This is a genomic window from Candidatus Planktophila limnetica, assembly GCF_002288365.1.
GTDB lineage: Bacteria > Actinomycetota > Actinomycetes > Nanopelagicales > Nanopelagicaceae > Planktophila > Planktophila limnetica.
Genome location: NZ_CP016782.1, coordinates 716,169 through 731,302, shown reverse-complemented (window position 1 = coordinate 731,302; position 15,134 = coordinate 716,169). Strand labels below are relative to the sequence as shown.

At 45.0% G+C, this 15,134-nt stretch carries 12 protein-coding genes; all 12 read left to right on the top strand.

Annotated elements, in window-relative coordinates; all coding sequences use genetic code 11:
• Positions 1 to 36: 36 nt before the first annotated feature.
• The 12 genes from rpsA (at position 37) to secG (ending at position 15,116) form a co-directional block, all read left to right on the top strand.
• A complete protein-coding gene (gene rpsA, locus PHILAsVB114_RS03915) occupies positions 37 to 1,386 on the top strand; it encodes a 30S ribosomal protein S1 (protein ID WP_095698670.1) in 1,350 nt (449 codons plus the stop codon).
• A 6-nt stretch (positions 1,387 to 1,392) separates the two neighbouring features.
• Entirely contained in the window at positions 1,393 to 1,992 is a 600-nt protein-coding gene (coaE, locus tag PHILAsVB114_RS03910; protein WP_095698082.1) for a dephospho-CoA kinase, read from the top strand.
• A gap of 24 nt (positions 1,993 to 2,016) precedes the next feature.
• Entirely contained in the window at positions 2,017 to 4,098 is a 2,082-nt protein-coding gene (gene uvrB, locus PHILAsVB114_RS03905) for an excinuclease ABC subunit UvrB (protein ID WP_095698081.1), read from the top strand.
• Positions 4,098 to 6,962 (top strand): excinuclease ABC subunit UvrA, encoded by a 2,865-nt coding sequence (gene uvrA, locus PHILAsVB114_RS03900; RefSeq protein ID WP_095698080.1) that lies wholly within the window; start codon positions 4,098 to 4,100, stop codon positions 6,960 to 6,962. Before uvrB ends, uvrA begins: the two co-directional genes overlap by 1 nt.
• A 2-nt stretch (positions 6,963 to 6,964) precedes the next feature.
• The gene (gene uvrC, locus PHILAsVB114_RS03895) at positions 6,965 to 8,881 is read left to right on the top strand and encodes an excinuclease ABC subunit UvrC (RefSeq protein ID WP_095698079.1); all 1,917 of its coding nucleotides are present in this window, start codon (positions 6,965 to 6,967) and stop codon (positions 8,879 to 8,881) included.
• A 21-nt stretch (positions 8,882 to 8,902) separates the two neighbouring features.
• Positions 8,903 to 9,769 carry an RNase adapter RapZ gene (gene rapZ, locus PHILAsVB114_RS03890; RefSeq protein WP_095698078.1) on the top strand — a complete coding sequence of 289 codons (867 nt, stop codon included), beginning with the start codon at positions 8,903 to 8,905 and terminating at the stop codon, positions 9,767 to 9,769.
• Positions 9,766 to 10,725, top strand: a complete 960-nt coding sequence (locus tag PHILAsVB114_RS03885; protein WP_095698077.1) for a gluconeogenesis factor YvcK family protein — start codon at positions 9,766 to 9,768, stop codon at positions 10,723 to 10,725. Before rapZ ends, PHILAsVB114_RS03885 begins: the two co-directional genes overlap by 4 nt.
• 4 nt (positions 10,726 to 10,729) lie before the next feature.
• Positions 10,730 to 11,707, top strand: coding sequence for a DNA-binding protein WhiA (gene whiA, locus PHILAsVB114_RS03880; protein ID WP_095698076.1), 978 nt, complete (start codon positions 10,730 to 10,732; stop codon positions 11,705 to 11,707).
• Positions 11,708 to 11,853: 146 nt separating this feature from the next.
• Positions 11,854 to 12,852, top strand: coding sequence for a type I glyceraldehyde-3-phosphate dehydrogenase (gap, locus tag PHILAsVB114_RS03875; protein WP_095698075.1), 999 nt, complete (start codon positions 11,854 to 11,856; stop codon positions 12,850 to 12,852).
• The gene (locus tag PHILAsVB114_RS03870; protein ID WP_095698074.1) at positions 12,852 to 14,000 is read left to right on the top strand and encodes a phosphoglycerate kinase; all 1,149 of its coding nucleotides are present in this window, start codon (positions 12,852 to 12,854) and stop codon (positions 13,998 to 14,000) included. The genes gap and PHILAsVB114_RS03870 overlap by 1 nt, the downstream gene beginning before the upstream one ends.
• A 31-nt stretch (positions 14,001 to 14,031) precedes the next feature.
• A complete protein-coding gene (gene tpiA, locus PHILAsVB114_RS03865; RefSeq protein ID WP_095698073.1) occupies positions 14,032 to 14,805 on the top strand; it encodes a triose-phosphate isomerase in 774 nt (257 codons plus the stop codon).
• A gap of 83 nt (positions 14,806 to 14,888) precedes the next feature.
• A complete protein-coding gene (secG, locus tag PHILAsVB114_RS03860; protein WP_095698072.1) occupies positions 14,889 to 15,116 on the top strand; it encodes a preprotein translocase subunit SecG in 228 nt (75 codons plus the stop codon).
• Positions 15,117 to 15,134 lie beyond the last annotated feature (18 nt).

Below are 15,134 nucleotides of genomic sequence, written 5' to 3'. Positions count from 1 at the left end.
CCTGTCCCTACTACTCATCTATCCCTACGGAGCATTTTGACTACTTCACCAGTAATTGCAGTTAATGACATTGGATCTGCGGCAGATTTCTTAGCCGCCATCGAAGGAACAATTAGAAATTTTAACGACGGAGATCTCGTCGAAGGCACAGTTGTTCAAGTAGATCGCGAAGAAGTTCTTGTTGACATTGGTTACAAGACAGAAGGCGTAATCCCTTCCCGCGAATTATCGATCCGTCACGACGCTGATCCAAATGAGATTGTAAAAGTTGGCGACAAAATTGAAGCATTAGTTCTACAAAAAGAAGATAAAGAAGGCCGCTTAATTCTTTCTAAGAAGCGCGCACAGTACGAGCGCGCATGGGGAGACATCGAAGGCAAGAAAGAGCGCGATGAAGTTGTTATCGGCACAGTTATTGAAGTTGTTAAGGGTGGTCTCATCGTTGACATCGGTCTTCGTGGCTTCCTTCCAGCATCACTTGTTGAGATGCGCCGTGTTCGCGATCTAACTCCTTATATTGGCAAGCAGGTTGAAGCACGTATTATTGAATTAGATAAGAATCGCAACAACGTAGTTCTTTCACGTCGCGCGTTCCTTGAACAGACACAATCTGAGTCTCGTACGACTTTCTTGAACCAACTCCAAAAGGGTCAAGTTCGCACAGGCGTAATTTCATCCATCGTTAACTTTGGTGCATTCGTTGACCTTGGTGGAGTAGATGGACTCGTTCACGTTTCAGAGCTTTCATGGAAGCACATCGATCACCCAGGTGAAGTTGTTGAAGTCGGCGATGAAGTAACAGTTGAAGTTCTCGAAGTTGATTTTGAGCGCGAGCGTGTCTCACTCTCTCTGAAAGCAACACAAGAAGATCCATGGCAAGCATTTGCTCGCACACACACAATTAATCAAGTTGTGCCAGGTGTTGTTACCAAGCTCGTTCCATTCGGTGCATTTATTCGTGTGCACGAAGGTATCGAAGGACTTGTTCACATATCTGAATTAGCAGAGCGCCACGTTGAAATTCCTGAGCAAGTAGTTCAAGTTGATGACGAACTATTTGTAAAGATCATTGATATTGATCTAGAACGTCGTCGTATTTCACTATCTCTCAAGCAAGCAAATGAGGGACAAGAAGTTGAAATCGAAGCATTCGATCCAACTCAATACGGAATGTCTGCTCGTTACGATGCTGACGGCAAATTCATTTATCCTGAAGGTTTCGATGCTGACACTCAAGAGTGGAAGCCGGGATATGAATCCCAGCGCGAAGTGTGGGAGAAAGAATATGCAGTTGCACAGGAGCGCTTCTTAGCTCATAAGAAGCAAAAGGCTGAAGCCAAAGCTGCTGATGCCGCTGCAACACCTGTTGAGGTAGCAGCAGAGTAATTTCTAGTGGCCTTCGTAATAGGACTCACTGGCGGTATTGGCTCGGGTAAATCACTCGCAGCCCAATATTTCTCGCAACTCGGCGCAATTGTTATCGATGCTGATCAATTAGCGCGCGCAGCTATTGAACGAGGTTCGCAAGGTTTTGATGAAGTTTTACTTCGATTCGGTGACTCTATATTAAAAAATGGAGACATCGATCGCACCGCTCTTGGTCAGGTGATTTTTGAAGATGCGCAAGCTAAGAAAGATCTTGAAGCAATCATCCATCCTCGAATTCGCGTCGAATTTGAAGAGGCCGTTGCTAGCCTAACTCCGGGTCAGATTCTGGTCTATGAAATTCCGCTCTTGGTTGAAACTGGCGCTGCCGATCGTTTTGATTTCGTCATCACAGTTGAATCTCAAGCAGATTTGCGAAAACAACGGTTACGCGATCGCGGCATGTTTCACTCAGATATTGAAAAGAGAATGGCGTCACAAGCTTCAGAGCAAGAGCGTCGAGCCATTGCAGATTGTGTAATTACTAACGATGCAGGCGAAGATGAACTATTGCGCCAGGTTGAGAACGTCTGGGAGTCAACAATTTTGCCTCGCGCGCAAATATAGAGCCGCGCAGATAGAGTTCAGCGTATGCGCCCGATTACTGACCTACAAAGACGGGTTGAACCTTTCCAAGTAATCAGTGATTACATACCAGCAGGTGATCAACCGGCTGCCATTGAAGAAATCGTCAAGCGCATTAACTCTGGCGTCCAGGACGTTGTTTTACTCGGTGCAACCGGAACTGGAAAGTCTGCAACAACAGCGTGGATGATCGAAAAGCTACAACGTCCAACACTTGTACTGGCCCCTAACAAAACTTTAGCAGCGCAGCTGGCAAATGAATTTAGAGAACTTTTGCCTAACAACGCTGTTGAGTATTTCGTTTCTTATTATGATTATTACCAACCAGAAGCCTATGTTCCGCAAACAGATACTTTCATTGAAAAAGATTCAAGTGTGAATGACGAAGTTGAGCGCTTGCGACACTCTGCCACGAATTCACTTCTGACAAGACGAGATGTGATCGTGGTGGCAACCGTTTCCTGTATCTACGGACTCGGAACACCCCAAGAGTATGTGGATCGCATGATCAAACTGCGGGTTGGAGATGAAATCGAGCGAAATGTACTCCTTCGTCGATTCGTAGATGTTCAATACAAGCGCAATGACATGGCATTTGAACGCGGAACATTTCGAGTTCGCGGAGACACGATTGAAATCATTCCTATGTATGAAGAACTGGCTCTTCGCATCGAAATGTTTGGCGATGAGATCGAACGCATCACAACCTTGAACCCGCTTACAGGTGAAATTGTTCGAGAAGAAGAAGAGATGTATGTCTTTCCTGCGACTCACTATGCCGCCGGCCCAGAAACAATGAAGCGGGCGATGGGGGAGATCACAGATGAATTGCAGATCCAGTTAAATCTCTTTGAAAAGCAAGGCAAACTTTTAGAAGCTCAAAGACTTCGCATGCGCACAACTTTTGATTTAGAGATGATGGAGCAATTGGGTTTCTGCTCTGGAATCGAAAACTATTCTCGCCACTTAGATGGTCGCAATCCAGGTTCGGCGCCTAATTGTTTACTAGATTATTTTCCAGAGGATTTTTTGGTAGTTATAGATGAAAGCCACGTAACGGTCCCACAAATCGGTGCCATGTTTGAAGGTGATGCATCGCGAAAGCGCACACTGGTTGAACATGGTTTCCGTCTTCCTAGCGCCTTAGATAATCGACCTCTTAAATGGCCAGAATTTCTCGATCGTGTTGGGCAGAAGGTTTATTTGTCGGCGACTCCTGGACCATATGAATTAGGCAAAGTTGAAAACGATGTTGTGGAACAAGTTATTCGTCCGACCGGTTTAGTTGATCCTCAAATCATTGTTAAGCCCATAAAGGGGCAGATTGATGACTTGCTAGCCGAAATCAAGATTCGAACCGAGAAGAATGAACGCGTTCTAGTGACAACTTTGACTAAGAAGATGTCTGAAGATCTCACTGAGTACCTGCAAGAAAAAGGAATCAGAGTTGAGTACTTGCACTCAGAAGTTGATACTTTGCGCAGAGTTGAATTGTTGCGTGAACTACGTAGCGGACAATTTGATGTGTTAATCGGAATTAACCTATTGCGAGAAGGCTTGGATTTGCCTGAAGTTTCCTTGGTTGCAATTCTCGATGCTGATAAAGAAGGATTTTTGCGATCTGCAACTTCACTGATTCAAACTATTGGTCGTGCGGCCCGAAATGTCTCAGGTGAAGTTCACATGTATGCAGATAACATCACCAAGTCCATGGCAAAAGCAATCGATGAAACCAATCGACGCCGAGCAAAACAAGTTGCCTATAACCTCGAACGTGGTGTTGACCCGCAGCCATTACGTAAGAAAATTGCGGACATTACTGATCTGATTAATCGAGAAAGTGATGACACCGATGAACTACTTGCTTCGGGTCGCAAATCTAGGTCAGCAGGTGCACCGCCAATTGGTTTGCGCAGCAAGAACGCGGGATCTTTGCCGCGCCAAGAGTTAGTCGCATTGATAGAGTCGCTCACTGATCAGATGAGAAGCGCTGCGGCAGAACTATCCTTTGAGTTGGCGGCCCGATTGCGCGATGAAATCAGAGATCTTAAAAAAGAACTTAGAGCCATGCAGGAAGCGGGGCATTAATGAGCATCGATAAGTTAATCGTGCGCGGTGCTCGCGAACATAATCTCAAGGACGTTTCAATTGAGTTACCTCGTGAATCGTTGATCGTGTTCACAGGGCTATCTGGTTCAGGAAAATCTAGTCTGGCTTTTGACACGATTTTCGCTGAAGGCCAACGTCGCTATGTTGAATCCTTATCAGCATATGCGCGCCAATTCTTAGGACAGATGGATAAACCTGATGTTGATTTCATTGAAGGTTTATCACCTGCCGTTTCAATTGATCAAAAATCAACGAACCGCAATCCACGTTCAACAGTTGGAACAATTACAGAAGTTTATGATTACTTGCGCCTTCTCTTTGCACGAGCAGGACGTCCGCACTGTCCTAGTTGTGGCAAAGCGGTCACGCGTCAAAGCCCACAACAAATCGTTGACCAAATTCTTACTATGCCGCCAACAACAAAGTTTCAGATTTTGGCGCCAGTTGTTCGAGCGCGTAAAGGTGAGTTTGTAGATTTATTCGCAGAGCTCATTGCCTCGGGTTATGCCCGCGCGCGTATTGATGGGCAGATCGTTGCCTTAAGTGATGCTCCAAAATTAAAGAAGCAAGAAAAACACACAATCGAGGTTGTGGTTGATCGCTTGAGCGCTAAAGCAGAATCGAAATCACGCTTAACGGATTCAATCGAAACAGCCCTTCGCCTTGCATCCGGAATCGTTTTACTAGATTTTGTGGACGCGAAGGGCGCAGATAAAGAGCGCACCTTTAGCGAACATCTTGCATGTCATGACTGCAATCTTTCATTTGAAGAGTTAGAGCCGCGATCATTTTCTTTTAACTCTCCCTTTGGTGCATGTCCCGAGTGCACGGGCATAGGTACAAAACTAGAAGTAGATGAAGAACTCATCATTCCTGATGATTCGATTTCTATTTATGAAGGAGCCATCGCGCCGTGGTCAGGCGGTCAATCTTCTGAGTATTTCCTTCGATTACTTGAAGCGCTTTCTGAAGATGTGAAATTTTCATTAAATACTCCATGGAAGCGCTTACCTGAAAAAGCTCGAGAAGCGATTATTGATGGATATGAATACGAAGTACATGTGAAGTACAAGAATCGCTATGGGCGAGTTCGCAACCACACAAGTGGTTTTGAAGGTGTTGTGCCATTTATTCATAGACGACACGGTGAAACTGATAGTGATTACAGTCGTGAAAAATATGAAGCGTATATGCGCCAGATTCCTTGTTCGGTTTGTAAGGGCGCTCGGTTAAAACCAGAAGTTCTTGCTGTGACAGTGGGGGATTTATCGATTGCTCAAATATGTGAATTATCCATTGCGGATTGCGCAGAGTTCTTAAAAAAGATTTCACTCAATGCCCGCGAAGCACAGATTGCTGAGCGAGTGATGAAAGAAGTACATGCTCGCCTGGGATTCTTACTAGACGTCGGGTTGGATTACCTCTCCTTAGCGCGTCCGGCAGCAACACTTTCAGGTGGTGAAGCTCAAAGAATTCGTCTGGCTACTCAAATTGGTTCTGGATTAGTTGGCGTGCTCTATGTATTGGACGAACCAAGCATTGGTTTACACCAAAGAGATAACCGCAGGTTAATTGACACTCTCACTCGTCTGCGCGATCTGGGAAATACCTTGATCGTTGTTGAACATGATGAAGAGACGATCCGCGCTGCGGATTGGATTGTAGATATTGGCCCGGGCGCCGGCGAACATGGTGGAAAAGTTGTTGTTTCAGGTGATTATCAATCACTGATTAATTCTAAAGAATCCATAACTGGGGCTTACTTAAGTGGACGTAAATCTATTGAGATACCGAGTAAACGTCGAGCACTCGATGCCAAACGTAAGTTGGTCATCAAGGGCGCTAAAGAGAATAACCTGAAGGATATAGATGTTGAAATACCACTGGGAGTATTTGTATCCGTAACAGGCGTCAGTGGTTCTGGAAAATCAACGCTAGTAAACGATATTTTATATAGCGTTTTAGCTAACAAACTAAATGGCGCCCGCATAGTTCCAGGTCGCCATCGCACTGTTACTGGCGTTGATCTGTTAGATAAAGTGGTGCACGTTGATCAATCACCAATTGGTCGTACACCTCGTTCTAATCCCGCCACCTACACAGGCGTTTTTGACAAAGTCCGTGCGCTTTTTGCTGAAACAACAGAGGCTAAAGTTCGCGGATATCAACAAGGGCGCTTTTCGTTTAACGTAAAAGGTGGGCGCTGCGAGAACTGTTCTGGCGATGGAACCATCACGATCGAGATGAACTTCTTGCCAGATGTGTATGTACCTTGCGAAATCTGTCATGGTGCGCGTTATAACCGCGAAACTTTAGAGGTTCACTACAAAGGCAAAACTATCGCCGATGTTCTCAATATGCCGATTGAGCAAGCCCATACTTTCTTTGAATCTGTGCCTACAATTTCTCGTTTCCTTAAAACCTTATGCGATGTTGGTTTGGGGTACGTTCGCTTGGGACAATCAGCGCCAACACTTTCTGGTGGAGAAGCCCAACGCGTCAAACTTGCAACAGAGCTTCAGCGCCGATCAACTGGGCGCACAATTTATGTATTAGATGAGCCAACCACAGGACTGCACTTTGAAGATGTAAATAAGTTATTAGGTGTTCTAAATCGCCTTGTGGAGTCAGGAAACACTGTTGTTGTTATTGAACACAATTTAGACGTTATTAAATCCTCGGATTGGGTTATTGATATGGGCCCTGAGGGTGGATTCCGAGGAGGAACAGTTGTTGCAGAAGGAACACCTGAACAAGTTTCAAAAATAGCAGCTAGCTATACAGGACACTTCTTGTCTGAGATTTTGAAAACAAACCGCAAAGCACCTGCGAAGAAGAAGTAGTTATGGCCGATCCAGCCAGTTATCGTCCATCCGAGATACCAGAAGAACCTGGCGTCTATCGTTTTTATAATAAGAGCGAGAAAGTGATTTATGTTGGCAAAGCCAAGAATCTGAAGAATCGACTGAGTTCATACTTTCAATCCAATCTTGCGCATAAAACCAATCGAATGGTGCATGAGGCAGTACGTGTGGACTGGACTGTTGTTAATACGGAGTTAGAAGCATTAGCTTTGGAATTTTCATGGATAAAGCAGTATCACCCCACTTACAACGTTCAATTCAAAGATGATAAGTCATATCCATATCTGGCAATTTCAATGCAAGATGAATTCCCAAGAATATTTGTCACAAGAAAAGAAAAGCGTCCCGGACTTAAATACTTTGGGCCATATACAAATGCATGGGCTCTGCGTAATACATTCGATATCTTGTTAAAGGTATTTCCTGTGAGATCGTGCAGCGCCGGCAATTTTGCGCGGGCACAGAAGAGCAAACGCCAATGCTTGTTAGGCGACATTGGTAAGTGCGCTGCTCCCTGTGTTGGGTGGGTTACACCTGAAGAGCACAAAGAAATAGTTCACAAACTTGATGCATTCATGGAAGCTGGGATGCAGGATCTTCTGCCAGCTCTGCAATCAGAGATGCAGTCAGCATCAGAACGAGAAGAGTTCGAACGAGCCGCTCGGATTAGAGATCAAATTGAATCCTTTGAAAAGGCGCAACGTTCAACACAGGGCAATTTATCTGATGAGTTAGATGGTGACTTCATTGCGATCCACGAAGAAGGTTTACACGCGGCTGGTTCGATCTTCATGTTACGTCGCGGCTCTATTAAGGGATCACGATCCTGGATTGTTAATCAGGAACACACTTTAGAAGGAGATGATCAGTGGGCTTCATTGTTATTTTCAATTTATGGCACTGAAACGACTGAAATACCTGAATCAATATATTTAAATTCACAGCCGGCAGATGTCGAATCTCTTGAGCAGTGGCTGACATCTCTTGCCCACAGCAAAGTAACTATTAAGGTTCCACAACGGGGCGACAAAGTTGAATTACTTGAAACCGTCAAGCGCAACGCTCACTACGCACTTGTTCAATTCATGAGCAAGAGAGCAAGTGATGCGGCAGTGTCGGGTAAGGCGCTCTTGGAGATTGAAGAAGAGTTGGGGTTAGAAAAAACACCTCTACGCATCGAATGTTTTGATATTTCAAATATTTCTGGCACTTCAGTTGTGGCTTCTATGGTGGTTTTTGAAGATGGGGTTGCAAAAAAGAGCGAATATCGCAGATTCATTATCGATACCAAAGATGGTTTTGATGATACCCGTGCGATGCATCAAGTTATTACTCGAAGATTAAAAAGATTGCTCAACGATCGAGTTGTAGATAGCGCTGAGATAATTCAAGCTGGTGGAAAGTTAAGTAAGTTTGCATACCCACCTCAACTCATTGTGGTCGATGGTGGTGCACCGCAGGTCAGTGCTGCTCAACGAGCTATGAACGAGTTAGGAATAGCCGATATTGCTTTATGTGGCTTAGCCAAACGATTAGAAGAAGTGTGGGTGCCAGAGCAAACTGATCCAATCATTTTGCCGCGCACCAGTGAAGGCCTCTATCTATTACAACGAATTCGTGATGAAGCCCATCGCTTTGCAATCTCCTTTCACCGATCAAGGCGTTCAAAAGTTATGTTGGAATCAATTCTTGATGAGATTGAACAATTAGGACCGAGCCGCAGAAACGCTTTACTGGAACGTTTTGGTTCAGTCGCAGCACTCAAGAAAGCAACTCTTGAAGATATAGCTATGACTCCGGGTATTGGAGACAAGATTGCTGGAATAGTTTATGAATTCCTAGCAAGCACAAGTTCAACGAAAATTGATATGGCCACAGGCGTTATTGAAGATGCTTGACAGGTAGGCAAAGATACGAGCATGAGCAAAGAAGTTTTGATTCTGACCGGAATGACTGGCGCTGGTCGCTCCACCGTGGCCCATGCTCTAGAAGATCTGGGTTGGTATGTCGTGGATAACCTTCCGCCAACTTTGCTCTCTGATCTGATTAACCAGGGTGTGCAATCTGAAATAAGTGCATTAGCCGTTGTTGTAGATGTTCGTGGTGGAAAGTTCTTTGATGAACTCGCATCCTCATTAGCGCATCTTAAAAAATCCGGAACTAATTTTCGTGTTGCTTTCCTTGATGCAACGGATCAGGCGTTGGTGCAAAGATTTGAATCAACTCGCAGGCCCCATCCGCTACAAGGTTCGGGACGAATCGTTGATGGAATCGCAGCCGAACGCGAGAAACTCCAAGAGTTGTTGGCACAAGCTGACGTTGTCATTGATACCTCTAATTTAAATGTTCATCAATTGGAAAAGCGAACAGCTGAAATATTTGCTCAAGGATTGACACAATCTGTCAGGGTTAATGTGCTCTCCTTTGGATACAAATACGGAATTCCAGTAGATGCAGATCTGGTCTTGGACTGCCGCTTCATACCAAATCCTCATTGGATACCAGAACTAAGACCACTCTCTGGTTTGGATGAAAAGGTTAAGTCAACTGTCTTAGCAAACCCAGGTGTTGGTGATTTCGTAAATACCTACGTCTCATTGATTCAACAGATGCTGCCAGGATATTTGCGCGAAGGTAAAAAATATCTCACAGTTGCCATCGGGTGCACAGGTGGAAAACACAGAAGCGTGTCAGTCGCACGTGAAATCGCTGACAAACTAGATGGAGAGGGCGCAGGACTAACAATTAGTGCGCATGCTTCACATCGCGACGTTGGGCGTGAATGAGTTCGCAGGTTAATCCACGCATAGTGTGTTTGGGTGGGGGACATGGTCTTGCGGCAACACTTGCAGCGGTTCGAAAATTAACAACAGAGATAACAGCAATTGTTACAGTCGCCGACAATGGTGGTTCCAGCGGGCGCTTACGTGAAGAATTTCCCATATTTCCTCCAGGAGATTTACGGATGGCGCTAGCTGCGTTATGCGCAGATGATGAATGGGGCAAGAGCTGGGCCGACATTTTGCAATATCGCTTCACAAGCGATGGAGCGCTCAATGGTCACGCTGTTGGAAATCTCTTGTTGGCTGCGCTGTGGGATCGAGATGTTGACCCTGTAGCGGGTTTGGATCGTGTTGCTGCGTTATTAAAAGTTGTTGGCCGAGTACTTCCGATGGCAGCGGCGCCATTAGATATCGAAGCAATATTTGAAAACGCGGGAGTACTGAACAAGGTGCAGGGTCAAGTGCAAGTTGCAACTGCTCAAGGAAAATTGAAATCACTGCAATTAGTTCCTGAAAATCCAACTGCCTTGCCAGTTGCGCTCACAGCGATTGAAAAGGCCGAATGGATCACAGTTGGTCCTGGATCTTGGTTTTCTAGCGTCCTTCCTCATTTTTTAGTAACGCAACAACGTCAAGCCCTTGCTCGAAGTAGTGCTAAGAAAATAATTATTCTGAATTTGGACTCACATTCGGGCGCAAAAGCCGACGAGTTTGCGGGAAATACCCCCGTAGAACATCTTGAAATGATGCATGCATACGCACCTGATATGAAAATTGATCATGTATTAATTGATGAAGCTGAATTAGATGATGGACAAAGGCTTCAAGGTCTTGTTGAGAGTTTTGGGGGTGTTTTACACGTTGCTGATTTACGCAAATCTCCAGGAAGTCTGCATCACGATGTGAAAAAATTAATATCTGCTTTGAGCCACATCATGGACAAATCTTTGGTTGGATGAGCCCATGGCAATGACAGCAGCAGTAAAAGATGAACTCAGTCGCTTGGCTATAACAAAGCCATGCTGTCGTAAAGCTGAAGTTTCATCCCTTCTGCGCTTTGCCGGGGGATTACACATTGCAGCAGGTAAAATCGTTATTGAAGTTGAATTAGATACTGCTCAGAGTGCACGTCGATTGCGCAAAGATATTTCTGACATTTATGGGCATGAAAGTGACTTAGCAGTTCTTTCTTCAAGTGGATTGCGTAAAGGCTCTCGCTATGTTGTTCGTGTAATTAACGAAGGCGATGCACTTGCTCGCCAAACTGGGTTAGTTGATGCAAATTCACGACCTGTTCGCGGGCTTCCACCACAAGTTGTATCTGCCGCAATTTGTGATTCAGAAGCAGCGTGGCGTGGTGCTTTCATCGCGCATGGTTCCTTAACAGAGCCAGGTAGATCATCATCTCTTGAAATTACATGTCCGGGTCCTGAAGCAGCACTTGCACTAGTTGGAGCGGCACGCCGTCTTGGAATAGTTGCCAAAGCGCGTGAGGTACGAGGTGTTGATCGAGTAGTTATTAGAGATGGCGATGCCATTGGAGTTTTACTTACTCGACTCGGTGCTCACGAGAGTGTTCTTGCTTGGGAAGAACGAAGAATGCGCCGTGAAGTTCGGGCAACAGCTAATCGCTTAGCCAATTTTGATGATGCGAATTTACGTCGTTCGGCGCGAGCTGCCGTTGCAGCATCTGCTCGTGTCTCTCGGGCGATGGAAATTCTTGGGCCAACTATTCCTGATCATTTAAAGGAAGCAGGAGAGTTGCGCATTAGTCATGGTCAAGCGAGTTTGGAAGAGTTAGGTTCACTTGCAGTTCCACCAATGACCAAAGATGCAATCGCTGGAAGAATTCGTCGATTACTAGCGATGGCAGATAAACGAGCGGGTGAATTAGGAATTCCTGATACTGAAGCTGGATTATCACCAGATTTATTGAACTAAACAGGTAGCCAGCGCCCTGATCTTTATCTACTTTTAAGTAATAACGCTCTGCTGATAGAGTTAGCCCATACCCCAGCGTTGTGGTGCACGAGGGTCATTTTTCAAGGCTCGTATTAATTGGGCCCCCTAACAAGCGAGGAACACAGATGATTAACGTTGGAATTAATGGATTTGGTCGTATTGGAAGAAACTTTTTTCGCGCAAGCCTGAATAATCCAAATATAAATATCGTTGGAATTAATGACCTAACAGATAACGCAACTCTTGCGCACTTATTGAAGTATGACTCTATCTTGGGTCGCCTTGGTTTAGAAGTGACACATACGGCCGACACTCTTACAGTCGGCGGTAAAGTCATTAAGGTTTTTGCAGAGCGCGATCCTGCTAATTTGCCGTGGAAGTCAGTCGGCGCCGATGTTGTAATTGAGTCCACTGGAATTTTCACTAAAGCAGCCGATGCTCAAAAGCACATCACAGCTGGAGCCAAAAAAGTAATCATTTCAGCCCCTGCAACAGATGAAGACATCACAATTGTTATGGGTGTTAATCATGAAAAATATGATCCAACATCGCATCACATTATTTCTAATGCATCATGTACCACTAACTGTTTAGCCCCAATGGCTAAGGTTCTAAACGATAACTTCGGTATCGTCCGTGGATTAATGACAACTGTTCATGCCTACACAAATGATCAGGTTATTTTGGACTTCCCTCACAAGGATCTTCGCCGTGCACGTGCTGCAGCGACAAATATCATTCCAACATCAACTGGGGCTGCAAAGGCGATCAGCCTTGTTCTTCCAGAACTCAAGGGCAAGCTCGATGGCTATGCACTACGCGTTCCAGTTCCAACAGGTTCAGTAGTAGATCTATCAGTTGAACTCTCTAAGGAAGTAAGCGCTGCAGATATTAACGTCGCTCTTAAGAAAGGTGCTGAGGGTCCACTCAAGGGATTTATGACATACACCGAAGATCCAATAGTTTCTTCCGACATCGTGACTGATCCTTCTTCTTGTATCGTCGATGGTGGACTTACAAAGGTAATCGGCACAACAGCAAAGGTTGTTGGTTGGTATGACAATGAGTGGGGATATTCAAACCGTCTTGTTGATCTGATTACGTACGTTGGTAAAACGCTGTAATGAATTCACTTGCTTCACTTGATGTAGCAGGTAAGCGTGTATTCCTCCGATGTGATTTAAACGTTCCTTTAAGCAACGGCGCGATCACAGATGATGGACGTATTCGCGCCTCGCTTCCTACGATAAAAAATCTTCTAGAACGTGGCGCTTCAATTGTCATCGGTGCTCACCTAGGTCGTCCTAAAGGTGAAATAAAGCCCGAATTATCTTTGGCACCTGTTGCCAAAAGATTAGAAGAGTTACTTGGTCAGACAGTTGATTTCATTTCAAACAATGGTGCTGCGGTAACGCTTTTGGAAAACCTTCGATTCACCGCCGCAGAAACAAGCAAAGATGACGCAGAACGTGGTGCATTCGCCAAAGAGCTAGCAACCCTTGCAGATCTTTACGTTGGAGATGGTTTTGGGGCAGTACATCGCAAACACGCATCCGTTTATGATCTTGCATCTCTATTGTCTAATGCACCTGGATTTTTAATTCAAGCAGAAGTTGAAGTGCTCAAGAAATTAACACAATCTCCAGAAAGACCTTATGGGGTTATTCTCGGTGGCGCAAAAGTATCGGACAAGATTGGCGTCATTTCAAACCTACTCTCCAAAGTAGATGTCATGGCAATTGGTGGTGGAATGGTATTTACATTCCTTGCAGCCAAAGGAAAAGAGATCGGTTCTTCACTTGTTGAAACTGATTTGATTCCAACTGTTAAAGAGATCATTGAAACTGCGGCGCTCAAGGGCGTTACTCTAGTTTTGCCTACAGATATTGTGATTGCTCCAGAATTTAAAGAATCAGCGACACCAACGGTTGTGCCTGTAGATCAGATGCCATCTGATCAAATGGGTCTCGATATCGGACCTGATTCGGGTGCGGCTTTTGCCGATGCAATTAAGAAGTGCAAGACGGTATTTTGGAATGGACCGATGGGTGTCTTTGAATTTGCAAACTTTGCGCATGGCACACAAGTAGTTGCACAAGCGCTGACCGAAGTCGAAGGTATTTCTGTAGTTGGCGGGGGAGATTCAGCCGCTGCGGTGCGTGCATTAGGATTTAAGGATTCTGATTTCGGTTATATTTCAACCGGTGGCGGAGCATCCCTTGAGTATCTTGAGGGAAAGGTTCTACCTGGCTTAGCGGCCTTAGGACTCTGAGTTACTAACTTATGAAAGTGGGCTGTACTAAATGCGTAAACCTTTAATGGCTGGTAATTGGAAGATGAATCTCAATCACCTTGAAGCCATCGCCGTTGCGCAAAAACTTGTTTATAGCCTTACTGATAAAGATTATGACGAAGTAGATGTTGCGATCATTCCACCCTTTACAGATATTCGATCCATTCAAACTCTTGTAGATGGAGATCGCTTGCGACTTCTTTACGGGGCTCAAGACATCTCGCCTGAAGCTAGCGGAGCTTTCACCGGAGATATTTCGGGTTCGATGCTCTCAAAGCTTGGATGCACATTTGTAGTAATTGGTCATAGCGAGCGTCGAGCAGTTCATCACGAAGATGATGCGCTTATCAATCGAAAGATAAAAGCAGCTCTTGCCAATGAATTAACTCCAATATTTTGCGTAGGTGAAGAGTTATCTGTTCGAGAAACTGGAACGCACGTGAGCCACGTTGTAAGACAGATTCGCGCAGGCCTTGAAGGTTTCCATAAACCAGATTTGAAGAAAATTGTGATTGCATATGAGCCAGTGTGGGCAATTGGCACTGGTAAAACTGCGACTCCTGAAGATGCCGAAGAAGTATGCGCTGCTATACGAGAAGAGATTGAATCAATTGGAAGTGCAGAAATTGCTGCAAATATGCGCATCCTTTATGGCGGTTCAGTGAAGTCTTCCAACATTGTTGAGATTATGAAAAAAGAGAATGTTGATGGCGCTCTCATCGGTGGTGCAAGTCTGGATCCTGAAGAATTAGCCAAAATCGCTAAGTTCTACGCTGCTTCATAAGTAGGAAAGTCCCCGCCTAAACAGGTATCCTTATCCACCTGCCCACCATCTCGGGCGTGAAAGCATAGAAGGAGCACAGTCCAGTGAAGTTAGCACTCTCAATCATTCTGGTTTTAACAAGCATTCTTATGATCCTTCTTGTTCTATTGCACAAAGGAAAAGGTGCAGGACTATCTGACTTGTTCGGCGGCGGCATCTCATCTAGCTATGGCGGTTCTTCCGTTGTAGAAAAGAACTTAGATCGCATCACAATTGTTGTTGGTGGATTGTGGTTTGCTGGAGTCGTGGCTTTAAGTTTGGTTCTTAAGTAAAGTTTTAAACTAACTCTG